Raw genomic sequence first — 24,369 nt, 5'->3', positions numbered from 1 at the left:
GCTCTTTTTCTATTATCTGTACCAAGCTTTGTTTGTCTCAATCTGTCTGTTATGGGAACTGTCCCAAATATCTACGGAATAGGCATAATCATAATTCATGACGCAGCGGATGCCGCTGCCTTGGGCGTCATGCTGAAGTCCGAAATTATGGGAAAACTCGTGCTGGGCCGCTTTCGCCGTGTTGGCCGTTCCTTGATCTAGGTTCACGCTGAAAGCCGGGCCGCTCGGTTTGCCGTTATATACATACGCGATACCGCCGGCGTCAAAACTCGATTTTGCGGTAAAACCGACGACAAAATGATAATTTTGATTTCTGAAGCTGCTTTGAAGATTCGATAAAATCTGAGAACTGTTTGAGCCGGAGGAATTCCAGGCTTGCACGGCCTGTACGACAAAATCAATGTTATGATCACGATTGAAGGCGACATCAGCCTGCTCCACGATCTGGACGATTCGCGTTTGCCAGTCGTTGTATTTGGCGCGGTATTCAGCGTCCGCCACCGCCAGTACTCTGACCTTCTGGGAGCCTGTACTGGCTTTAGTTGAGGCTTTATCCTGATTGACATTAGCGTCGAATCGTTTCGTGCCGACCTGCTTACCGTTTTCATCCAGAATTTTTGTATCAACCGTCTGTTCAATCTGAACCGGGCCTTTCAGATCTTTAAAATGATCGGCTTTCGGAAGCGGGTCCGTATACACCGTTTTGGCCGGCTCCGCATGAGTGTGCGAATGCGTATGGTTTTCGGCTGACGGCAGGCCAGGAATTAATCCGGCGGCCAATAAAACTGGAAAAACAAGTGAACTGATTTTCATCTTATAACCCCCCTTTTTTGTTAAGAGAAGGTATTCAATGAAACTTCCAATAAACCTCCTAATATAGTACAAAATAGGAAAATATTCTCTCCTCCAGCCATGCTGAATGCAGTTGTCCCGATTTTGGGATCAGAATCTTTCAAAATTAAGGTTGATTTTAAGAGAAAGCGATTATAAAATCTAATGGTCGTCAGAAAATTTAACAAATAAAAAGGAGCATATGGAATGGCCTGGGAGCTGCTTAGTGTAATCGGCATCATTGCGTTTGCGGTCAGCGGAGCGATTGTTGCGATGGAAGAGGAGTATGATATTTTAGGCGTGTATATCTTGGGGATTGTAACGGCGTTCGGCGGCGGAGCCATCCGAAACCTGCTGATCGGTGTTCCGGTCTCCGCCTTGTGGGAGCAAGGCGCGTTTTTTCAAATCGCTCTCGCATCAGTTACGATTGTCTTTTTATTTCCGAAGCTGCTGTTAAGACATTGGAGTAAATGGGGCAACTTATCCGATGCCATCGGGCTTTCGGCGTTTGCCATCCAAGGCGCTTTGTATGCCGTGAAAATGGGCCATCCGCTCAGTGCAGTGGTTGCGGCCGCGGTGCTGACCGGAAGCGGGGGCGGCATCATACGGGATCTGCTCGCGGGCAGGAAGCCCCTTGTGCTCAAGTCGGAAATTTATGCAGTCTGGGCCGCACTCGGAGGATTAATCGTGGGCCTCGGCTGGGCCGGGAATGCCGCAGGTTTGTATGTGCTGTTCCTTGTGCTTGTGGCATGCCGCATCTGCAGTTATGTTTTCAGGTGGCGCCTGCCGATTCGTTCCTATCATATAGATCAGTAAAAAACCGATTTCATAAAAGAAATCGGTTTTTTTGCATAACGGATAAAAAAGACGCCCGATATGATAAGAAAAAGGGTATTTGACTATAATGATGAATAATATGTTTGTGTAAAGAAAGCCGGATTTGTCAGCTTGATGTCGGAGGTGCCGCTGATGGCAAAACGTGATGAAGAATGGAAAGAAGAGCAGGAAAGAATCAATTTTGTCATGAAGGAACTGGATCAGAAACAAACGCGTCTTGAAGCATCATCGGGCGGATTGAAGCAGGATATTGTCGGCCTGAGAAAAACGTTTTGGGATGATGTCACGGTTAATTTGGATGATGCCCATGAAGCGGCGGAAACATTTTCAAGCATTAAACAGCAGGCTGAAATGCTTTCAGAACGTGAACGGACGCATCGGCTTCAATACCGGCAGCTTCAAAAAATCCAAAAGCTGAAAGCCTCTCCTTACTTCGGCCGTGTCGATTTTACGGAAAAAGGGGAGTCCTCTGCCGAGCAGATTTATATCGGGCTGACTTCTTTAATGGATGAAAACAATGAGCATTTTCTCATTTGCGATTGGCGTGCGCCCATTTCATCTCTTTACTATCAATATTCCCCGGGAAAAGCCCGCTATGAAGTTCCGGAAGAAACGATAGAAGGAGACATTACACTGAAGCGGCAGTTTATTATTAAAAACGGGACGCTTAAAGCGATGTTTAACACGGATATGACGATTGGTGACGAAATGCTGCAAGAGGTGCTGAGCGGCCATTCCGGCCAGCAGATGAAAAACATCGTGTCAACCATCCAAAAAGAACAGAATGAAATCATTCGTGATGAAAAAAGCAAATATCTCATCGTTCAGGGAGCCGCCGGAAGCGGGAAAACATCCGCGGCGCTTCAGCGGGCCGCTTACTTGCTGTACCGCGGGCGCGGTGTGCTTGACGCCCGTCAGATAGTGCTGTTTTCTCCGAACATTTTGTTCAACAGTTACGTTTCCGCCGTATTGCCGGAACTGGGAGAAGAAAATATGGAACAGGCCACGTTTCAGGAATATATCGCCCGCCGGCTCGGACGAAAGTTTGAATGTGAAAGCCCGTACGAACAGCTCGAATATTGCCTGACCGAGCAGAATCAGGACGCCCTTTCCGTAAGACTCGCAGCCATTGCTTACAAAGCGTCACCAGCTTTTCAGGCCATGATTGACCGTTATGCCGGGTCGCTTTCGGTCTCCGGCCTGATATGTAAACAGATCAGCTTCCGGGGAGACATCCTGATTTCAAAAGAGCGGATTGAAGCCTATTTTTATTCGCTTGATAAGCAGCTGCCGATTCCGAACAGAGCGGAGCTGACGGCGGAATGGCTTCTTACGGAAATCAGCGCACTCGAAAAAAAGGAGCGTAAGAAGGAATGGGTGCTGCAGGAGAGTGAGCTGCTTGATAAAGAAGATTATGCTGAGGTTTATCAAAAACTTAAGAAGCAAGCGGCGGATGATGAACCTGCATTTGACGACCATCAGCGTGAACAGCGCCTGCTTGGCGCCATTATTGTCCGCAAAGCCTTTAAACCGATTAAACAGGCCGTCAGACAGCTCGGCTTTCTCGATATAAAACGGATGTACCTCCGGCTGTTTTCAGACTGGGGAGCTGATGAAAAGCCCGATCATTGGCAGAGCATCGGGGCTTTAACCCGCAGCGCATTTGCAGAACGGTCGCTCCCGTATGAAGATGCCGCTCCGTATCTGTATTTGCAGGACCTGATAGAAGGAAAAAGAATAAACACACAAATGAAGCACGTTTTCATTGATGAAGCGCAGGATTATTCCTCTTTTCAGCTCACGTATATTCAAAGCATCTTCCCGGCTGCAAAAATGACGGTGCTCGGTGATGTCAGCCAGTCGATTTATGCACACACCATTACCGGTCCTTCTTCACTCGCCGGCTGCTTCCGCAATGGCGCAGAAAAGTATGTCAGCCTGAAGAGGACTTACAGATCGACGCGGCAGATTGTTGAATTTACGAAAGCGCTGCTGGCTGACGGTGATGACATTGAGCCTTTTAACCGGAACGGGGAAAAACCGCGGGTTCTGCGGGCGGATACTGAAAAAGAGCGCCGCGAGCAATTGACTCTAACAATACGGGAGCTCAGGCAAAAAGGCCGGGAGACGATCGCTGTCATCTGCAAAACGGCCGCGGAAGCGGAAAAAGTGTTTCAGACAGTCAGCGCCGGGAGCGGTGTCCGTTTGATCAATAAAGAAAACCAGCCTTTTCAAAAAGGGGTATGCGTCATTCCCGTGTATTTGGCAAAAGGCATTGAGTTTGACGCCGTCATTGTCGTTGACGCCTCTGCTGCTCAGTATAAAAGCGGGCATGACCGCAAGCTTTTATATACGGCCTGCACGCGGGCGATGCATCATCTGACCGTGCTGTCTCCGGGAGAACTCTCTCCTTTTATAAACGAAGTGCCCGCCGGCTTATTCGTGTAAGCCCTTTGCCCAAGTGCAAAGGGCTTTTTATCATTAGTAATCTTAATCATTATCATCATGATTATATATTTTACTTACACACAAACTTTCGGTAAAGTTTCAATTAGAATATTATTTTGACAATTCCTATAGAAATAACGTACGTTACGTTTAATTCCTTGTGAGGTGGATATCGTTGCAACTTCAGGTCATGAACAGTCCGTTTAATCAGGAGCAGGCAGAGCTCCTTAACCGCCTTCTGCCGACCTTGACAGAATCACAGAAAATCTGGCTGAGCGGTTATTTGGCTGCGGCCCGGCCCGAGTCCGGTGAAGCAGCCGCACCCGCTCCCCAGGCTGCGGCAGAAAGCCCGGCAGTCTCGAAAGAAGTGACCGTATTATACGGATCGCAAACGGGAAATGCGGAAGGTCTTGCGAAACAGACGGTAAAGACGCTTGAGGAACGGGGATTCCAAGTCACCGTCGCGTCGATGAACGATTTTAAGCCGAATAATCTGAAAAAAATAAACAATTTACTGATCGTGGTGAGCACGCACGGAGAGGGCGATCCGCCGGATAACGCGCTGGCTTTTCATGAATTTCTTCACGGCAGACGCGCGCCGAAGCTTGAAGCGCTCCGTTTTTCCGTTTTGGCGCTCGGGGACAGCTCGTATGAATTTTTCTGCCAGACCGGCAAAGAGTTTGACGAGCGTCTTAAAGAGCTCGGCGGCACGCAGCTTGCGCCCCGGGTTGATTGCGATCTTGATTATGATGAACCGTTTTCAGAATGGCTTGATGCGGTTATCGGCGGCCTGAACGAAGGAGCGGGAAACCAAACAGCCGAAGCGCCTGCCGAGACGCCTGCTCTCGGTGAATCCGTTTATTCCAGAACGAACCCGTTTCGGGCGGAGGTTCTTGAGAACATCAATCTGAACGGGCGCGGTTCGAATAAAGAAACACGCCATCTGGAGCTTTCGCTTGAAGGTTCCGGTCTCGCGTATCAGCCCGGGGACAGCCTCGGCATCTATCCGGAAAATGATCCGGCGCTTGTGGATGAGCTGATCAATGAGCTGAAATGGGACCCAAAACAGGAAGTGGCGGTGAATAAGCAAGGAGAGACCCGTCCGCTGAAAGACGCGCTCACTTCTCATTTTGAAATTACAGTGTTAACAAAACCGCTCTTGCAAAAGGCCGCACAGTTTACGACTGACAAAAAGCTGAGTGAACTTCTGGCCGAAGGAAATGAAGAGCAGGTGAAAGCATACATCAACGGCCGTGACCTGCTTGATCTCGTCCGGGATTTCGGTCCGTGGGAAGCGTCCGCGGAAGACTTTCTTTCCATCCTGCGTAAAATGCCGGCCCGGCTCTATTCGATCGCAAGCAGTTTAGAAGCGAATCCGGATGAAGTGCATCTGACCATCGGAGCGGTCAGATATGATGCGCACGGCAGAGAACGAAAAGGCGTCTGCAGCATTCTGTGTGCGGAAAGACTCCAGCCGGGAGATACGCTTCCGGTTTACATTCAGCACAACCAAAACTTCAAGCTGCCGGAAAACCCGGATACACCGATTATTATGGTCGGGCCGGGGACAGGCATCGCGCCGTTCCGTTCCTTTATGCAGAAACGTGAAGAAACCGGTGCTGAAGGGAAAACATGGCTGTTTTTCGGAGATCAGCACTTTGTCACTGATTTTCTGTATCAGACGGAATGGCAAAAATGGCTGCAAAACGGTGTACTTACAAAAATGGACGTCGCTTTTTCCCGGGATTCGGAGGAAAAAGTATATGTGCAGCACCGTATGAAAGAACAAAGCAAAGAGCTGTATGAATGGCTGCAGCAGGGAGCCGCCGTATACATCTGCGGTGATGAACAGCATATGGCGCATGACGTGCACCAGGCGCTTCTCGATATCATTCAGGAAGAAGGCGGCATGAGCCGTGAAAAAGCGGAAAGCTTCCTGGCAGACATGCAGCAGAAAAAACGCTATCAGCGTGACGTATATTGATTTTGGTTTGAAAGGAGCTTATTCAGCATGGTGAACAACATTTTAAAAGCGCCGGAAGGCCCTCCAAGTGATGTTGAGGAAATTAAAGAAAAAAGTGATTATTTGCGCGGCACATTGAAAGAAGTCATGCTTGACCGGATTTCAGCCGGCATCCCGGACGATGACAACCGGCTGATGAAGCATCACGGCAGCTACCTGCAGGATGACCGCGATCTCCGCAATGAACGTCAGAAACAAAAGCTTGAACCGGCTTATCAATTCATGCTGCGCGTCCGGATGCCAGGCGGCGTGTCAACTCCGGAACAATGGCTTGTCATGGATGAACTGGCGCAAAAATACGGAAACAATACATTAAAGCTGACAACGCGCGAAACGTTCCAAATGCACGGAATTTTAAAATGGAACATGAAAAAAACGATTCAGAAAATCAATGAGGCGCTGCTTGATACCATTGCGGCCTGCGGAGATGTCAACCGAAACGTCATGTGCGCTTCAAATCCGTATCAGTCTGAAATCCATGCGGAAGTGTACGAATGGTCGAAAAAACTGAGTGACGACCTTCTTCCGCGCACGAGAGCCTATCATGAAATCTGGCTTGATGAGGAACGGGTGGCGGGCACTCCTGATACGGAAACGGAACCGATGTACGGGCCGCTGTATTTGCCGCGGAAATTCAAAATCGGAATCGCCGTGCCTCCGTCCAATGATATCGATGTCTTTTCTCAAGATCTCGGCTTCATTGCGATTGTAGAAGAAGGCAGACTTATCGGATTCAACGTGGCGATCGGCGGCGGTATGGGAATGACGCACGGTGATACGGCCACTTATCCGCAGCTTTCAAAAGTCATCGGCTTCTGCAAACCGGAGCAGCTGTATGATGTAGCGGAAAAAACCATTACGATTCAGCGTGATTACGGAAATCGTTCCGTCAGAAAGAATGCCAGATTTAAATATACTGTTGACCGTCTCGGTCTGGAAAATGTAAAAGCCGAGCTGGAAAACCGCCTCGGCTGGCAGCTGGATGAGGCGAAACCTTATCATTTTGACCACAACGGCGACCGTTACGGATGGGTGAAAGGCGTAAAAGGAAAATGGCATTTTACGATGTTCATCGAAGGCGGCCGTGTCACGGACTATGAGGATTATAAGCTGATGACGGGATTACGTGAAATCGCCAAAGTCCATACGGGAGATTTCCGTCTCACCTCTAATCAAAACCTGATTATCGGCAATGTGACGAGCGAGAAAAAGAAACAAATCAGCGCATTAATCGAACAATACGGTCTGACAGACGGCCGGCAGCATTCCGCCCTGCGCCGCAGTTCAATGGCTTGCGTCGCGCTTCCGACATGCGGGCTCGCCATGGCCGAAGCGGAGCGGTATCTGCCGAAGCTGATTGATAAAATTGAAGCCATTGTTGACGAAAACGGTCTGCGGGATGAAGAAATCACCATCCGTATGACTGGCTGCCCGAATGGCTGCGCCCGCCATGCGCTCGGCGAAATCGGATTTATCGGAAAAGCGCCGGGAAAATATAATATGTATTTAGGAGCTGCATTTGACGGCAGCCGTTTAAGCAAAATGTACCGGGAAAATATCGGTGAAGAGGAGATTCTCAGTGAGCTCCGCACCATTCTGCCGCGTTATGCGAAAGAGCGCGAGGAAGGCGAACACTTTGGAGATTTCGTCATCCGTGCGGGCATTATTAAAGCGACAACAGACGGAACGAATTTTCACGAATAAGATGAGCTGCTGAAACAATTTACTGAACAGTAAGAACGCAGCCGTGCGAAAAGCCTGTTTTCATAGAAAACAGGCTTTTTCTTTTTTTAGAAAAAAAGTAGCCGAAGGCAAAAAAAGTTCCCCGTGAGCACGTTATGAGAAATTTTAAATAAAAACGGGTAATATAAGAGAAGAAAGGTTGTGTGCGGAAAATACACCGGGCCAGCCCGGTAATTGGCTCCGGCCTTTGACAGGGGCCGTGAGAACAGGCAATGATGATTCAATGCAGCAGATGAAGGAGGTCATGCTTTGGACATATTTTTAGTCGTACTCGTACTTTTAACCATCATTGCGATCTCCAATATTATAAATCGGTTTGTTCCCTTTATCCCGGTGCCTCTGATTCAGGTGGCGCTCGGTATCATTGCGGCGTCATTTCCGCAGGGGCTTCATTTTGAACTGAATACCGAATTGTTTTTTGTTTTGTTTATCGCTCCGCTGCTTTTTAACGATGGAAAACGGACGCCGCGTGCGGAACTTTGGAATTTAAGAGCGCCGATTCTGCTTCTCGCACTCGGGCTCGTGTTTGCCACGGTCATTGTCGGCGGTTACACCATTCATTGGATGATTCCGAGCATTCCGCTGGCCGCCGCGTTCGGGCTGGCGGCGATCCTGTCACCGACTGACGTTGTTGCGGTCAGCGCGCTGTCAGGGCGTGTGAAGATGCCAAAAGGCATTCTGCGTCTCCTTGAAGGAGAAGGGCTGATGAATGACGCATCCGGCCTGGTCGCTTTTAAATTTGCGATTGCGGCTGCTGTGACGGGCGCATTTTCGCTGGCGCAAGCCGCGTTCAGCTTTGTTTTGATTTCAGCCGGCGGTTTACTCAGCGGTGTCGTCATTTCTTTTTTGATTATCCGTTTCCGGCTGTTTTTGCGCCGCCTCGGCATGCAGGATGTCACGATGCATATGCTGATTCAAATTCTGACGCCGTTTGTCATTTATCTGGCGGCTGAAGAAATCGGCGTTTCCGGCATTTTAGCGGTTGTAGCCGGCGGCATCACGCATGCGGTGGAGCAGGATCGTCTTGAATCAACGATGGTCAAACTGCAAATCGTCTCTTCAAGCACGTGGAATATTATTTTGTTCATTCTTAACGGTCTTGTTTTCGTCATATTAGGAACGCAAATACCGGATGTGGTTTCTGTTATTTTTAATGATACCGCGTTTAACAATATGATGGTCATCGGGTACATTATCGTCATTACGCTGACGTTAATGATTCTCAGATTTTTGTGGGTGCTGTTTTTTTGGAACGGCAAGTGGTTTTTTAACAAGGATCAGAGCATTTATAAGCCCGGTCTGCGCTCCACGCTGCTGATTTCAGTTTCAGGCGTCAGGGGAGCGGTCACGCTTGCGGGTTCCTTTTCCATTCCGTACGTGCTCTCCGACGGCTCGCCGTTTCCTGAACGGAATTTGATTCTCTTTTTAGCCGCAGGTGTTATTTTGTGCACATTGGTGCTGGCGACAATCGTACTGCCGATTCTGACTGATAAGCCGGAAGACAATGCGAAAGAGAAGAAAGTCAAATTGCTGACAGCGAGACGGAAGCTGATAAAGGCTGCTTTATCGGCCATCAAAGAAAATATGAATGAGACAAACAAAACGGCTTCTTTTGCGGTCATTGCCGAATACAATGAGAAAATGAAAAATCTCAGGTTTCAGCAGTTCACCGTAAAAAACCGCACGAAAAAAGATGAGCGGAAAGTCCGCGCCCAAGGGATACAGGCTGAACAGGAAGAACTGCTCCGGCTGATTGAGCGGGGCGACATCCCGGAAGAAACGGCTGACAGCCTCCAGGAACGGTTCGATGAGCTGGAAGTGCTTTATACGAATCCGTTTAAAGTCGGCCTATCTAAGAAAAAGCTGAAACGCCTGATGTACTGGATCTTTTTCGGTGAACAAAAAAAGCCGGAAATGTCGATTTTAAATGAAGAAGGCCTCATTCGCGCCACAAGGGTTAAAACGGCAAAAGCGGCGATTGAAAGCCTGAAAAAACACATGACCGAAGAAAATAAAGATGTGACGCTTGCCGTCATTTCCTTTTACAATCACTTGATTTTCAGGCTGGGGCACTCGTATCACGAACAGAATCCGAGCCGCCGTTTTGAAAATCAAAAACTTGAGATCAAACTGCGGGCCGTGCAGGCCATCCGCAACGAAATCCAAACATTATTCGAAGAGCGGGAAATCTCCCGCGACATGTCACATGAGCTTCGCCAATACATCAATGATGTGGAAGCGGCGATGCTTGACGGAGATGAATAAATGAAAAAAGTCCGGCATCTGTGTGCCGGACTTTTTTTGATTACGGACGATGGAATTCGACGTGATCGCCGTCGCGGTCAAACCAGCCTCTGAAGGCCCAGTTGATCCAGCCGCCATCGCCTTTGTTGGTGAAGCTTCCGTCTTCAAACACCCAAATGCCGTATGTGATGCCGTCATAAACGGCGGAACCGTAAAACTGAACGCCGTTAAAATGATCTTCATATTCCTGGCTTAAATTAAACACCATGACATTATATTTTTGTCCTGAAGCGTAGAATGAAGATTCCATTAAGTTTTTGACGAAGCCGTCTCGGTTTTGCGCCGACTTAATCGCGTCAGCAATCGAATTGCCGATGCCGAGCAGGTCAACATCAATGTTTAAACCGACATCTTTTGCGGAGACATCTGACTTTTGCTGTGCCATGTTTTGAGGGACTGGCTTTTCTTTTGCGGATACAAAGGACAGAGGAGTCAGGGACAAAGCGGCGCCAAGGGCAACGGACATTGGGATGCGTATACGTTTCATCGTATTTCCTCCTTCAATTGTTTGGTGGCTACATTAGCGATTTACCCGGTCAGTTACCGGGCTAACCGGATTTTTTGAAAAATAGGAAAATAATAACGTTAGTGGTGCCGGAGTACTAAAGATGGTTTCTGTTATAACGATGAGCGTATAATTGGTTTCTTACGGCGGAAATGTGAGATAATAATAACCGTTTACATAATGACTAGAAAGGATGGTTCAACGTGGCAAAAAGCTTAAAAGATACTGTAAAGCTTCATAATGGCGTTGAAATGCCGTGGTTTGGACTTGGCGTATTTAAGGTGGAAAACGGAAGCGTAGCGGCGGACTCTGTCGAAGCGGCAATCAGAAATGGCTACCGCAGCATTGATACGGCGGCAATTTATAAAAATGAAGAGGGCGTCGGCGAAGGCATCAGAGCTGCGGGCGTTGCCAGAGAAGAGCTGTTCATCACGTCAAAAGTGTGGAATGAAGATCAAGGATACGAAACGACACTTGATGCGTTTGAGAAAAGCCTTGAGCGCCTCGGCCTCGATTACCTTGACCTATACCTGATTCATTGGCCGGGCAAGGATAAATATAAAGACACATGGCGCGCTCTTGAAAAGCTGTACAAAGACGGCAAAATCCGCGCGATCGGCGTCAGCAACTTCCAAGTGCATCACTTAGAAGAACTGCTGAAAGATGCTGAGATCAAGCCGATGGTCAACCAGATAGAATTCCACCCGCGCCTGACTCAAAAAGAAGTAAGAGATTTCTGCAAAGCGCAGGGTATTCAAGTGGAAGCATGGTCTCCATTGATGCAGGGACAGCTCTTGGATAACGAAGTGCTGTCACAAATTGCGGAAAAACATAACAAATCGGTCGCTCAAGTGATTTTGCGCTGGGATCTTCAAAACGAAGTCGTTACCATTCCGAAATCCATTAAAGAGCACCGCATCATAGAAAATGCCGATATTTTTGATTTCGAACTGTCACAGGAAGAAATGGAAAAGATCAGCGCCTTGAACAAAGATGAGCGTGTCGGCCCGAACCCGGACGAGCTTCTGTTCTAAGAAAAAACAGCCCTTTACGGGGCTGAATACAAAAAACCATCCATTTGGATGGTTTTTTGTATTCTTTGTTATAGCTACTTTTCGGTACTTACAAAAATGTAAAGGCAACTAACTTTATATAAGTAAGTTTCACAAGAAAAAATGGAATTTTGTCTTTGGTTTTAAACATCCCGTTAAGTTTTTTTCGTTAAAATTGTTTTGTTACATCATATTCATAGTCAAATTTGATACTCACACGTGACATTGTTGAACTCGCAGAAGCTAATGTATTGTACTTGAAGTTCCATTTGTTGGCTACAAGGTATTGATTATCCAATGAGATATCGAAAATGCCGCTTGTTGCACTATTTGCAAGTGCTTTGTGCCATACAGAATCTTGATTGGTCATAAGAAGATGAACGGTGTTACCTTGATTAGGAAATTGACTAGAAGAGGTTGTTACTCTTTTGACAGTCGCCTCATGCGGAACGTTCTGTTCATTCCTCAAATCTAATGTCAACACGGAAGAATCTTGTCCACTTCGATTATAGTAGTTGCGATTTCCTGTGTTACTCGCTGTTCCGCTAAATGTAAATGTTTTTGACCCTGATTTGATTCGATTGTTAAAAGATAGAGTAAAGTACATATCGCCTGAGTAAGAGCCCCTTGTCACTCTTACATAGAATGTTTGACTTGTTTTTGTTGCATCAGCATTTGCAAAGATGAAAGAAGAGTAATCGCCTTTTGTAACGCCAGTGTTTTTATCGAGTTGGTGTCCGCTCTCATCTAACACTTCAATTATCATACCTTCATAGTTATCACGATAAGTGCTTTGAACATATAATTTTTCATCTTTTTGAGCAGTGAATTTATAATAAGCTACATTTTCACCAGCTTCTAATTTCGTTGTATCTGAATACGGGTTGTATTTCCAATAACCAAGGTATGCTGCAGTTGACATGGAATGATTGTCTGTAATCACATTTACTGCTTTTGCAGATGGAGTAAAGGTAAAAGCAGTGAACAATATCACAGATAAAACAATGAAGCTAGTAAAAGAAACGTACAACTTTTTCATCATAATTCTCCTTTTATATCCAATTTTTCGATATTAATGACCTGAATTATACGCTCTATTACATTATTTGTCTATAATATGTTAAAAATTTGATTTATTTGTCGATATCACCCTTAACGAGATAAAATGTGAAAAGAGGAAATTGTATGCATATAAAGGATAGTGTACAGCTGCAATACTTTGCACAACAAATCAAAAATCAAAGTCATTCATCCATCCGCAAAGAGGATACAATGATAAAACAGGAGAATCAATTCAATACTTACAAGAAATCATCGCCCGTCCAGAGCAGCAGTCTGAAACAAATCAATTATTCTAGAGAATCGGTCATGAGTGATAAGAATGATGTCGCAAAACGATATCAACTAGCGAACGAGAAAACAGTTGTGGATACAGGTGAGGAAACGTTAATCCATAGCAGAAATCCATATGTTTCCGAAAGTGACATTGAAATTCAAATACTTAATGAAAAATACAGCCGAATCAATAGAATCAATTTATCAAAAGAGAATCCGATTGGTTATATACGCGACAAATATAAAAATGCCAATTCACCGTATTTTCGTCATGATTTAACAAACGAAGAGAGACAAGCAGCATATGACAATGAGACAGAGTGGCTTTATAAAGGAAAAGCACAACATTACAATATGCGAGATGCGGCATTTCGGCATGTTGATATGTCTGCACCAAATGAGGATGATCGAGCAAAAGCATTTCAGCGGGATGTTGTGAATCAACAAATTGGCCTTCTCTTTGATCGCCAAAACCTGACGATCCCTAAGAATGCAAAATTAACATTTACCATTACACCATTTGATTATGCTGTAACAGTGACAGGAACCGATGATCAAAAGGTAATTGAAACAATTGAAGCACTTTTGAATAGCGGCAGTAACAGCAAAGAGTTATTTCAACATATTATGGGAAGCAGGACAGATGATTCTGCACAATTTGAGAAAGAAACATTCAACAAGTATCGAGCTGTAAAAGAAATATATGAAAAAACCGGTTATCATCTGGGTGATCTTCATGCACAAAATGGAACTTTCATGACAGAGGATGGTCGTGACATTTTAGATGTGTATCGAGAAGCATTAGAAAAAGATCCATTAACGAAAGACTTTACCTCGGCAGCGTTATCTCATTACGGATCTGAAGTAAAGCGTCTTGCATCAGTTGGTTATGATACGGTTCCTGACTTGGTTTTATCTATTCATTATCAAAATGGGTCTCTGGAGGATGCGGGCCAAAGCAAAAGTTATGGCACAAACAACCGCGCTTGGCTTCCGTCATTAAATCTTTCGAATCAATAAAACAGCCCTTTACGGGGCTGTTTTTCTTTACATAAATGTCTGTGTCTGCCGTTTTACGCTGAATCTGTATGCGGCTATTAATAAAAGGGCGGCGGCGAAGGCTCCCAAAATGATGATGTTCAGCGTCAGGCTTTGGAGCGTGCGGCCGTGCTGCAATTGATCTACCGTATCAAGCACCCAGCGCTGAGGCAGAAATTCGGCGATTGTCTGCACTGTTTTCGGCATAATATTGCCCGGAAAAAAGCAGCCGGCGAGCAAGCATGTCGGCACGACGATCAAATTCAAAAGCGCCGATGCCGAAGCGCTGCTGTTGGAAAAACCGACGGCAATAAAGGCGATCCCGATTGCGCTTAATGCAAACAGCATCATCAGGACGAACAGCTGCCACAGCGGGAATGACGGATGAATATGAAAAGCGGCGCCCATAAAGAGAACGGCGAATAGAATTTGGACGGCCATGATAATGATATTCACTGCCGCGTTTGCCAATACATACTGCTTTGACGTGATCGGCGTTGACAGAAGTCTGTAGTACGTTCTGTTTTCTCTTTCTTTAATCATCAGTTCCGTCAGGTTGCCGGCGGAATAGAGCATAATGATAATGAGATACCCGATGACTGAGTAGGTCATTTCTTTATGGTTCGAAGTATCTTGTAAAACAGCGGACTCCGTTTGAATCGGAGAATGCTTGAAATCGGCGTACATCGCCTGAAAGGCTTTCGCGTCTCCGCCGGAAGATTTGCCGATTGAGGCGGCGCTGTTTATATAATTGTACAGATAAGAGCTGACATATCCGGTGACCTGGGCGCCTTTCAGCGAGGTCATGCCGATGTGAGCCGGTTTTCCGTCTTTTACGCTTTGGGAAAAGCCTTTTTCAAACGTAACCAGCGCTTCCATTTTTCCCGATGCGATCTTGGATGAGGCGGATGCAGCCGTTTCCTCCGAAACTTTCACATGATCCAGTCCTTTTAAAAACGTGACCGTATCCTGTGCCACTTCTCCGCCGTCTTGATTGAGAATACCGATATTGAGCGTTTCGGCTCCGCCGTTGGCATTGGACATGAAGGAGAGAAAGACGCCGATCAGCGGAGCCCCGATATAAAGAATGAGCTGTTTTTTGCTTTTTGTGATTCCTTTGAGCGTGTGTATAAACAGCCACCAGAAGTTTTTCATTTTACAGTCCCTCCCGTCTTTGAAACGTAACCGCGGCAATCAGCAAAAAGAGCGCCGCTAATGTTGTGTTTAAACCAATTGCGGGCCAGGCGGCCGATACGTCATTTGCGTATATGATGTTGTTAATCGCCTTATTGATCCAGGATAAGGGCGACAGGGAGGAAATTCCTCCGCCTTCATATTTATAATAGGCGCCGCCGATAATGGCCATCACTTGAACGATGATGACGGTGATTAATCTGGCGCTTTCTGGTTTTTTGGTCAAATAGCTCAGGCTGAGCCCGAAGCTGACGGCCAAAAGAATTTCAGAGGCGAGAATCAAAAGCACAAGTCCCATGTGGCTGCCCCAATCGGCTTTTAAAATAAATTTGCTGAAGGCGACAACGGCAAGGATTGTCAGTACGTTCACAGCCATAATGCCGAGCATCTTTCCGAGAAAGATATCGCTTTTTCGGAGCGGAGCGGCAATCAGGCGATCGGCTGTGTGCCGTATTCTTTCCCCGCGGAACAAGGTGCTTGCAAAAATCGAGGCGTACAGCCCGATCATCGTCGTCATGGACACCGCGTAAAAATCTTTCGCTTTCGGTTCCTTCGCTTTGTTTAAAGACGTCTGCTTCATATAATCGCTTTTTATTTGTCCGGCGGAAGGTGCCTTATGCGCCTTGTATGCGGCGGCACCTGCTTTGTATTGGTTGGTGAAAGCGGTCAGCATGCCTTGGACGATCGTGCCGTTCATGCCGCTCCGGTCATTTGTATAAACTTGAAAACCGCTGTTTTTGACAGTGACGAAAGCATCCGCCTGATTTTCACGAACGTCGTTTTTGCCTTTTGCCGCCGTATCCGCTTTTTGAAAATAGACATGCTCTTTTTTTGCGGCTTTCATAAACTCAGTAAAATGATGAGAAAGCGGTCCGTTTGACTGGTCCGTATATTCGACCTTGATGTGTCCGACCGTCACTTCTGAATCAAAGGCGTTTGATAATGCCGCAGAGAGAATCATCATAAAGACGATCGGAAAAGCAAGCATGAAAATAAAGGTCCGTCTGTCACGGAAACTGATTTTGATTTCTTTCCCGGCGATGTGCAGAATATTCATTTGCAATCCTCCTTTCAGTTGGGTCAGTCGCGCAGGCTTCTGCCTGTCAGAGTGAGAAACACCGTTTCTAAGTCAGGGGCCTGTTCCTGTAAAGAGCGGATTTCAATTCCTTTGTCCATGAAGTACCGGATCAGGCGGTTTAAATTGTTGACCCCTGTGTCAGAGCTGATTTTCACGCTGTTTTCTTCCAGTGCGGCGGCTCTGACGCCGGGAAGATCCTGAATATCGCCGAGGCTGATGCCGTTTCCGGATGACAGCTCAATGACGACGTCCTTTGTGTCGGTAATGATGGAGGTAAGCTGTTCCTTTGTGCCTTCTGCGATGACTTTCCCGTGGTCAATGATGGCGATGCGCGTGCATATTTCTTCAACTTCCTCCATGTAGTGGCTCGTGTAGATGATCGTGCAGCCCATTTCATTCAGCTTTTTCACTGATTGCAGAATATAATTTCTTGATTGCGGGTCAATGCCGACCGTCGGTTCATCCATGATGATCAATTTCGGCCGGTGGGCAAGGGCGCAGGCGATATTGAGCCGGCGTTTCATTCCGCCGGAAAAATGCTTCGGCAGATATTTATGTTTATCGCTCAAGCCGACGAATGTCAGGGCTTCCTCGACCCGTTCTTTCAGAGCCGACCCTCTCAGTCCGTACAGTCCGGCGAAGAACTTCACATTTTCATAGGCGTTTAATTCTTCGTAAATGGCGAGGTCCTGGGGGACGATGCCGATATTCATTTTCACGGCTTTGCTGTGTTTGAAAATATCTTTTCCGAGAAACAGAATGTCTCCGTCAGTAGGTTTTAAAAGGCCTGAGATCATGTTGATGGCCGTGCTTTTTCCGGCTCCGTTTGCGCCGAGAAACCCGAAAATCTCACCTTCTTTTACAGCAAGCGACATTTGGTCAACGGCGGCATAATCGCCGAATTTCTTACTCAGCTGTTTGAGCTCCAAAATGTTCATATTTCCACCTCTATGTCTTATGATGTTCTAATTATAAAAAAAAGAATGAACGGCCGTTAGTGCAGCTGTTCATTCTTTTGACATGAGAATCCTCATATTTTTCACATGAAAACATTCACTTATTCAATAGGCAGTAATGTCGTGACGGAAAAACCCGCCGTGCCGTCAAAAATGACGGTTCCGTGCAAGGCGGCGGCCCGTTCTTCCATACCGAGCATGCCGAGGCCTTTTTTAAAGCGGACGGCGCCGTTTCCGTTATCTTTCACTTCCGCTTTCACGGCTTTATTCAGCACTTGAATATCAATGGAAATCTGCGCGGCATCGGCGTACTTCATCGCATTGGTCAAGGCTTCGATTACGTTTTCCTGAATGACTTTCCAATGCATCTGCGTCAGCCTGTCCAAATCGCCTTGATGCGTAAACGGAACCGGCATGCCGTTTTTAGCCGAAAATTCATCAATAAATGTTCTTAATCTGTGAATGCCCATTTGTTCAGCGGGCGGTTTCATATTTTTCAGCGTAATGCGGATATCCTCTATGCCCTCTTTGGAAATCGTAATGGCGTTTTGAAGCAGTTCAGCCGCTTTGTCCGGACGGGAGCCGAGCATCCGCTTCGCCGCTTCCATCTGAATGAGCGCGCCGGTCATGGAATGGCCGATTTTGTCATGGATGGCTTGGGACAATCTGTTTCTTTCCTCGAGTTTGCCGGTATACTCCGATTGTTTGATATATTCTGTGCTGCTGTGCAGCTGTTTCGTCAGCTTTTCAATGCTTGACCGCATGCTGTCTGACTGCTCCTCATATGTCTTCAGCCGATCGTTTGACCGGGCGGCCAAAGCGAAAATCGCCAGACAGAACAAGGTCATGACGGTATACGTCGGAAGATCGCCGTACGGGATAAATAAAAACGGCAAAAACACGAGCAGGCAGAACACATAGCGGTGAACCGGAAATTCGGCAAGAACGGCAAAAATGGCGGGCGGCAGAAGAAACAGAAACGCCGGATGGCCTCCGGCGGAAAGCGAGGCGGTCAATGCCAGCGTCATGAGGGTGATCCCGCGCCTCCAAGCGGTCGGCCTGATCATGCAGACCGCAATGCCCAGACACAGATAAAGCAGCAGAAACAAGACGGCGTACGGCATGTAATGGCGGTCGGCCGATACGAACAAAAAGGCCGTATAAAAAATGACGATCAGTCTGCTCATCAGCATCCAAAAATCCATACCGTTCAACGCTCGTTATCCACCTTCCCGGTGATATAATAAATCGCGATCTGCGTTCTGTGCTCAAGACCCGTTTTCCCTAAAATAGATGAAATATAATTGGCCGTCGTCCCTTCAGAAATGAAAAGCTGTTTTGAAATTTCTCTGTTCGACAGTCCTTTCGCAATAAGCGACATGATGCTGAGCTCTCTTTCAGTAAACTGGCTTTCATCAATCTGATGCGCGGCTTCCGCCGGCCGGAAAAGGCTGTCTTTTATTTTATCCAGCACGGTGTCCTGAAGGATGCTGTGCCCGTTGAAGACGCTTTTGATCGCATCGCGGATCCGTTCCGGCTCGGTATTTTTTAATAAATATCCTTTTGCGCCGTTTTTAATCGCTTCTAAAATATACTCGTCGTCGTCAAATGTCGTCAGGATCATCGGCTTCGTATCCGTTTCCTCCGCGATCCGTTTTGCGGCTTCGACGCCGTTCATCACCGGCATGCGGACGTCCAGCAAGGCGATATCGACGGGATTGTGTTTACAATACTCTGCCGCCTCTAATCCGTTTTCCAGCGTTGCCGATACTGTAAATTCCTCATATGTATGCAAAATGATTTTCATTCCTTCTCTGATGAAAGAATTATCATCCGCGATAATGACATTAATTTTCATAGCCGCACCCTTTGTGTGTTTTTGTTTCATTATATACCATCCGATTTTAAATCAAAAAGCCTCCCGGCGAAATGTGCGCGGAAGGCGGATCGGTCAAGCCTTTTTTTTCAGTTGGATGAAAAACAGCATCAGAAAAGAAATCATCATAATACAGATCACCCACACCCAGGCGAGTGTTTCATTGCCGGAATCCATGGCGACGTAAATCGCTGTCGGCAGTGTTTGGGTGACGCCCGGGATATTCCCCGCAAACATTAAAGTCGCCCCGAATTCACCGAGCGCCCTTGCGATACTGAGAATGCTTCCGGTCAAAAGGGACGGAAAGGCAAGCGGTACGGAAATGCGGGTGAATACCTGCCATCTGCCGGCTCCGTCTACTTTCGCCGCTCCTTCGATGTCAGGATCAACCGCAGCGAAACCCGTTTTGGCAGACTGATACATAAGCGGGAAGGCGACAATGGCCGAAGCGATCACCGCGGCCCACCACGTGAAAATGACGGGCTGGTGAAAAATCCGCTCGATCGCCCGGCCGATAAAGCTGTGTTTCCCGAAAATGATAATGAGGATGAAGCCGACAACGGTAGGCGGAAGAACGAGCGGGAGCATAAACAGCGTCTCCACAGCCGTTTTTCCGGGAAATCGCGCTTTCGCCATCCAGGCGCCTGCAAGCGTTCCGAGAATGATGACGGCGATGCCCGAAGCCAAAGCCACCTCAAAAGACAATACGACTGGGGTGAAAAATTCCGAAGCCGTAATGTTACTTGGCAGTAAATCCATATTTCTTAAACACTTTCATCGCTGCATCTGACTGCAGATACTGATAAAACGCTTCTGCTTCTTTACGGTGCTTTGTATCCTTGACGATGCCTAGCGGGTACACGATCGGATCGTGTGTTTTCGCCGGTGCTTCATCGGTGATTTTCACCTTTTTCGAAATGAGAGCGTCTGTTTTATAGACAAGCCCGGCATCGACATTTCCGGTTTCAACATAAGAAAGCACCTGGCGGACGTCTTTTGCATAGACGACTTTATCTTTTACCTTGTCCCACAGGGATAATTTAGTCAATGACTGTTTGGCGTATTGTCCGGCCGGAACGGATTCAGGCGTGCCGAGCGCGATTTTTTCCGTGCTGTCTTTTTTCAGGTCATTCAGATGTGTAAGGTGTGCGCTGTTTTTCTCAGGCACGATCATGACCAGTTCGTTTTTCAAAAGGTCCGTGCTGTCCTTTTTGTCGATATCGCCGTCATGAACAAGCTTTTCGAATTTATCTTCGGCTGCCGAGAAGAATAAATCTGCTCCCGCGCCTTGGGAAATTTGTTTTTGCAGTGTGCCTGATGATCCGAAGTTGTCTTGGATGGCAACGTTTGAATGTGATTTTTCGTAGTTGGTTTGGATTTCTTTAAGCGCGTCCTGAGCGCTGGCCGCCGCGGAAACGGTCAGCGTTACTTTTTCGTTTTGTCCGCCTTTGGCCGATTGTCCGGATGAGCAGCCCGCAGTTGCGAGGAAAACGCCCATAACCGCAGTTGTGAATAGTGTCGCTTTCTTTTTCAACATTGTGCACCCCTTATAACTGAATATCATTAGATAAAACTAATTATAACGTAATTGTACGTGAGGGTGCGGTTTTTTTTCAATATCTGAACCGTTATAATAAAAACGGAGCGTGATAATATGACAGAAGCCACTTCCTATACAATAGAAGAAGTTGCGGGCCTTTTAAAGGTCTCAAAACTGACAGTATATGATTTGATAAAAAAAGGACTCATTTCGGCGTACAGGGTCGGAAGACAGATGAGGGTCGATGAAGAGGACTTGAAACAATATAAAGCAAACATGAGGATGTCTAAAGAGCCATCAGCAGCCAAGGACGCTGATCCGCCCCGCAGGCCGGAGCCGGAAAAAAGCCAGTCTGTTATCATCAGCGGCCAGGATGTGTCGATGGATCTCCTCAGCAAACAGCTGGAACAAAAGATACAGGCGTCCCCGCTCCGCAAGTACAGCGGCAGCTTAAACAGCTTGATCGAGATGTACCGGGGAGCGTGCGACATCGTCAGTCTGCATCTGTATGATGGGGAGACGGGGGAGTATAACATCCCGTATGTGAAGCGCATTCTTTCAGGAGAGCCGTTTGCGCTCTTTCATGTCGTGCTTCGGCAGGCCGGATTATACGTGAAAAAGGGCAATCCGCTGAACATTCAGGGCTTTCAGGATTTGAGCAGAAAGGATGTCCGTATCGTCAATCGCGAAAAAGGATCAGGCGCGAGGGTGCTGCTTGATGAACAGCTCAGATCATTCGGCATCAAGCCGTCTGATGTCGCCGGATATCATGACATTGTCACGGATCATCTGTCAGCGGCTTCACAAGTATCAAGCGGCAAGGCGGATATCGGAGTCGGGTCGCAGCATGCGGCGCATATAGCCGATACGGATTTTATCCCGGTAATCAGTGAGCAGTACGATGTGGTCGTCTTAAAACAAAACCGGGAGCTTGTTCAAAGCGTGCGGGACGTTCTTAATTCTGAGGAATTCAAGTCTCAGCTTTCTCAATTATCCGGATATGATACGAAAATGACCGGTCGGCTCATATATGAAACATAAAAAACCCCTCCAATGACGGAGGGATTTTTTATTGTTTGTAAAACCGCAGCAGGTCGCCGTTTAATATTTTATCGGAGAGCATCAGCTCTTGTTCCGCTTTTTCTTTCTCATCGCTGCACGCGCCCATGTCAGGAAGCGGTTCGCCCGTTTTGCGGCTGTAACACGTATTTTTCGTATAAATATGATCATCCGTGATAAAGCTGCCGTTTCTCAGCACAGCAAACGGAGTCCGCTCTTTGGAAAACAGGTCATTGCCGAACTGAATGCTGCCTTTCGTTTCAATGCCGAGCAGGTGAAGCAGCGTCGGTCTTACATCAACCTGTCCCGCGGCGGAAGCGATCGTTTCCGGCTCACGGTCGGTCACCCCGGGAATATGAATGATAAACGGCACGCGCTGAAGCTGAACCGTATCAAACGGCGTGATTTCTTCTTTTCCCAAGAATTCGGCAAGTCCTTTATTGTGGGCTTCGGATATGCCGTAATGGTCTCCCATCAGGACGATCATCGCGTTGTCATACAGCCCTTCTTTTTTCAGCTTGTTGAAAAAGTGTTTTAGCGCCTCATCTTCATAGCGGACCGTCGTCACATAACGGTTTAACAAATCACTGCTTGTGTCCGGTTCCTCAATGAGCTGATCCTGTTTATCAATTTCAAAAGGAAAATGGTTGGTCAAAGTCAGCAGGCTTGCGTAAAACGGCTGCGGAAGCTTCTTTAATTTTTCCGCTGACTGTTCGAGAAACTCCTTGTCCTTCAGGCCCCAGCCCGTTGAATTTTCCGGTGTCACCTTAAATTCATCCGCATCGAAAAAACGGTCGATGCCGAATGCCCCGTACATCTCATCCCGGTTCCAAAAGGCCTTATGATTGGCATGCAGAACGGCCGAATAGTACTGATGGTCTTTTAACGTATGGTACAGCGTATTGAACCGGTGGCCGCTTTTTGTGAAAAAAACGGCGCCGCTTGAAGACGGATACAGCGAATTCGCAGTAATGAATTCTGAATCTGAGGTTTTTCCCTGTTCGGTCTGCTGATAAAAATGAGTGAAGTCATAGCTTTTTTTCCGCAGCTTATTCATAAACGGGGTAATCTCCCGCCCGTTGACCCGTTCATCCATCACAAAACGCTGTGTTGATTCAAGCGTGACAAAAATCACATTACGCCCTTTAGCAAGCCCGAATTTTGCATCGGACGGGCGGCTGTAGTCGGCTTGGGTGTAGTTCGCGACCGCCGCAAGACTGTCTTCGTCGGCAAACGCTTTAGCCCCTGCATTCAACGTTTGCGAAATGGTGTCATACAAATGAAAGTGGAACAGGCCGATTCCTTTTACGAGCGCTTCACGATCAAAAGGATGCCTGAACAGCTTCGGCTGCTCGGCCTCAGACAGCGCAAGGTTGCACAGCATGAGGCCGGCTGATGCCCACGCATACGCTTTAACAGTCCGTGCGCCCGCTTTTCCCTTACCGGCTTTATGCTTTCCCGCTAGGTAAAACAGAACCGCAATATCCGCGAATAAAGCGATATACAGCGGGTGAAACAGCTCTTGGACGCTGCTTCCCATATCGCCCATATTGCTTGCCTGAAACAAAACCGGTATGGTGATAAAATCAATATAAAACCCGTAAAACACCGTATTCGCGATTAAAATCCCCGTCAGCATCACATTCGCCGAAAGCAGAAAGATCCGCTGCTTTTTTTCCGTCAGCAGCAGGCCGATGCCGAACAGCGGCACAATAAAGCTCAGCGGATTAATGAGAAGCAGACATTCCTCAAGAACCGAATTGTTCTGCAGATCAAAACCGAGCTTGTAAACGGCGTATGTTTTTATCCACATGAACAGGATGGACAGGCATAAAAACCGATGATTGCTGAAAAAGGATTTCTTCATATGTATGACTCCTCACCCTAAAAGCGAAAAGACGCTTTTTGTTTAAGAGATGCGGCCGTGAACCAATTCGTATAAATAATAGCAGGATACAATCGTTAACCCGGCCAGCACAAGCTGCTCTGAAAAGCTCCCCGTCCTCATATAAAGGGGAAGACGGAAGCGGATGGTTGACGGAAACAGCAGTTTAATGCCGTTGACGGTCCATGCGTCAAGCACAAGGTGGCTTGCCATTCCGATCATCAGTCCGGCGGAGATGCTTGGATTCGGGATATAGGCTGCCGTGATGAAAAACATAATTAGCATAAACAGCAGACTGTGTGTAAACGTTCTGTGGCCGAAAACCGTGCTTACGATTTTGGACAGAACGGGCAGTGTTCTGCCGATTTTGCTTTTCGTATGGCATATATCGGGAATCAGCGCCCCGAGGGCACCCGCGGAGGTCATAAGGACCGGATCATACCCGTAATAATACGCAATTGCGGAACAAGAAGCGATGCCTCCCATGATGTGTGTTTTTCCTGTCATTTTTCGCTTCTCCTTTTTATTTTTGCCAAAATCCCCTGAATTACAAATATATCAAGAGAATGCATGTTTGATCAACAAACTTTACCTGTTCCGCCAAAAGGAAGGAGGATCGGATTCCGCATATTCTGCCGCGGAAAAAGACACATTATAGGTGTACC

Annotated in this window: 20 protein-coding genes; 8 read left to right on the top strand and 12 right to left on the bottom strand. The window is 47.1% G+C overall.

All coding sequences use genetic code 11. The annotated features are described in order from the left end of the window. Nucleotides 1-12 precede the first annotated feature (12 nt). The gene (locus AD710_RS04340) at nt 13-813 is read right to left on the bottom strand and encodes a zinc-dependent metalloprotease (protein WP_049627365.1); all 801 of its coding nucleotides are present in this window, start codon (nt 811-813) and stop codon (nt 13-15) included. Nucleotides 814-1,038: 225 nt separating this feature from the next. Here AD710_RS04340 and AD710_RS04335 point away from each other — a divergent pair, with 225 nt between their 5' ends. The 5 genes from AD710_RS04335 (at nt 1,039) to AD710_RS04315 (ending at nt 10,147) form a co-directional block, all read left to right on the top strand. After that, a complete protein-coding gene (locus AD710_RS04335; RefSeq protein ID WP_016937932.1) occupies nt 1,039-1,647 on the top strand; it encodes a trimeric intracellular cation channel family protein in 609 nt (202 codons plus the stop codon). A 153-nt stretch (nt 1,648-1,800) separates the two neighbouring features. After that, nucleotides 1,801-4,116, top strand: coding sequence for an RNA polymerase recycling motor HelD (gene helD / locus AD710_RS04330; protein ID WP_049627364.1), 2,316 nt, complete (start codon nt 1,801-1,803; stop codon nt 4,114-4,116). 175 nt (nt 4,117-4,291) lie between these two features. After that, nucleotides 4,292-6,100, top strand: coding sequence for an assimilatory sulfite reductase (NADPH) flavoprotein subunit (locus AD710_RS04325; protein WP_049627363.1), 1,809 nt, complete (start codon nt 4,292-4,294; stop codon nt 6,098-6,100). Nucleotides 6,101-6,127: 27 nt separating this feature from the next. Next, on the top strand, nt 6,128-7,843 hold the full coding sequence (gene cysI / locus AD710_RS04320) for an assimilatory sulfite reductase (NADPH) hemoprotein subunit (RefSeq protein WP_047477147.1): 1,716 nt from the start codon (nt 6,128-6,130) through the stop codon (nt 7,841-7,843). Between the two features lie 288 nt (nt 7,844-8,131). Beyond that, nucleotides 8,132-10,147: a Na+/H+ antiporter gene (locus AD710_RS04315; RefSeq protein ID WP_016937937.1), complete on the top strand. Its 2,016-nt coding sequence runs from the start codon at nt 8,132-8,134 to the stop codon at nt 10,145-10,147. Nucleotides 10,148-10,187: 40 nt separating this feature from the next. On the opposite strand, the gene AD710_RS04310 is transcribed toward AD710_RS04315, so the two are convergent. Then, the gene (locus tag AD710_RS04310) at nt 10,188-10,673 is read right to left on the bottom strand and encodes a hypothetical protein (protein WP_049627362.1); all 486 of its coding nucleotides are present in this window, start codon (nt 10,671-10,673) and stop codon (nt 10,188-10,190) included. Between the two features lie 221 nt (nt 10,674-10,894). On the opposite strand from AD710_RS04310, the gene AD710_RS04305 reads away from it, so the two are divergent. Then, on the top strand, nt 10,895-11,725 hold the full coding sequence (locus tag AD710_RS04305; protein ID WP_007410023.1) for an aldo/keto reductase: 831 nt from the start codon (nt 10,895-10,897) through the stop codon (nt 11,723-11,725). Nucleotides 11,726-11,912: 187 nt separating this feature from the next. On the opposite strand, the gene AD710_RS04300 is transcribed toward AD710_RS04305, so the two are convergent. Continuing rightward, nucleotides 11,913-12,785: a hypothetical protein gene (locus AD710_RS04300; RefSeq protein ID WP_047477514.1), complete on the bottom strand. Its 873-nt coding sequence runs from the start codon at nt 12,783-12,785 to the stop codon at nt 11,913-11,915. A 143-nt stretch (nt 12,786-12,928) separates the two neighbouring features. On the opposite strand from AD710_RS04300, the gene AD710_RS04295 reads away from it, so the two are divergent. Next, nucleotides 12,929-14,098 (top strand): DUF4885 family protein, encoded by a 1,170-nt coding sequence (locus AD710_RS04295; RefSeq protein ID WP_049627361.1) that lies wholly within the window; start codon nt 12,929-12,931, stop codon nt 14,096-14,098. A gap of 27 nt (nt 14,099-14,125) precedes the next feature. Here the strand turns inward: AD710_RS04295 and AD710_RS04290 are convergent, their stop codons facing one another. The 7 genes from AD710_RS04290 to modA form a co-directional block, all read right to left on the bottom strand. Further along, nucleotides 14,126-15,271, bottom strand: coding sequence for an ABC transporter permease (locus AD710_RS04290; RefSeq protein ID WP_049627360.1), 1,146 nt, complete (start codon nt 15,269-15,271; stop codon nt 14,126-14,128). Nucleotide 15,272: 1 nt separating this feature from the next. Further along, entirely contained in the window at nt 15,273-16,367 is a 1,095-nt protein-coding gene (locus tag AD710_RS04285) for an ABC transporter permease (RefSeq protein ID WP_049627359.1), read from the bottom strand. 23 nt (nt 16,368-16,390) lie between these two features. After that, nucleotides 16,391-17,326 (bottom strand): ABC transporter ATP-binding protein, encoded by a 936-nt coding sequence (locus tag AD710_RS04280; protein WP_049627358.1) that lies wholly within the window; start codon nt 17,324-17,326, stop codon nt 16,391-16,393. A gap of 119 nt (nt 17,327-17,445) precedes the next feature. After that, the gene (locus tag AD710_RS04275; protein WP_049627357.1) at nt 17,446-18,558 is read right to left on the bottom strand and encodes a sensor histidine kinase; all 1,113 of its coding nucleotides are present in this window, start codon (nt 18,556-18,558) and stop codon (nt 17,446-17,448) included. Beyond that, entirely contained in the window at nt 18,555-19,202 is a 648-nt protein-coding gene (locus AD710_RS04270) for a response regulator transcription factor (protein WP_029575311.1), read from the bottom strand. Before AD710_RS04270 ends, AD710_RS04275 begins: the two co-directional genes overlap by 4 nt. A 93-nt stretch (nt 19,203-19,295) precedes the next feature. Then, nucleotides 19,296-19,979 carry a molybdate ABC transporter permease subunit gene (modB, locus tag AD710_RS04265; protein ID WP_049627356.1) on the bottom strand — a complete coding sequence of 228 codons (684 nt, stop codon included), beginning with the start codon at nt 19,977-19,979 and terminating at the stop codon, nt 19,296-19,298. Continuing rightward, nucleotides 19,960-20,757 carry a molybdate ABC transporter substrate-binding protein gene (gene modA, locus AD710_RS04260; protein WP_049627355.1) on the bottom strand — a complete coding sequence of 266 codons (798 nt, stop codon included), beginning with the start codon at nt 20,755-20,757 and terminating at the stop codon, nt 19,960-19,962. The genes modB and modA overlap by 20 nt, the downstream gene beginning before the upstream one ends. A 117-nt stretch (nt 20,758-20,874) precedes the next feature. On the opposite strand from modA, the gene AD710_RS04255 reads away from it, so the two are divergent. Next, entirely contained in the window at nt 20,875-21,801 is a 927-nt protein-coding gene (locus AD710_RS04255; RefSeq protein ID WP_049627354.1) for a substrate-binding domain-containing protein, read from the top strand. A gap of 28 nt (nt 21,802-21,829) precedes the next feature. On the opposite strand, the gene AD710_RS04250 is transcribed toward AD710_RS04255, so the two are convergent. Next, nucleotides 21,830-23,686 (bottom strand): LTA synthase family protein, encoded by a 1,857-nt coding sequence (locus tag AD710_RS04250; RefSeq protein ID WP_049627353.1) that lies wholly within the window; start codon nt 23,684-23,686, stop codon nt 21,830-21,832. A 42-nt stretch (nt 23,687-23,728) separates the two neighbouring features. Continuing rightward, the gene (locus AD710_RS04245) at nt 23,729-24,211 is read right to left on the bottom strand and encodes a metal-dependent hydrolase (protein WP_016937948.1); all 483 of its coding nucleotides are present in this window, start codon (nt 24,209-24,211) and stop codon (nt 23,729-23,731) included. Nucleotides 24,212-24,369: the final 158 nt, after the last annotated feature.

This window comes from Bacillus sp. JFL15 (genome assembly GCF_001184225.1).
GTDB classification, from domain to species: Bacteria; Bacillota; Bacilli; order Bacillales; family Bacillaceae; genus Bacillus; species Bacillus siamensis.
The sequence above is the reverse complement of the archived record's forward strand: the minus strand, read 5'-3'. Positions and strand labels throughout refer to the sequence as shown.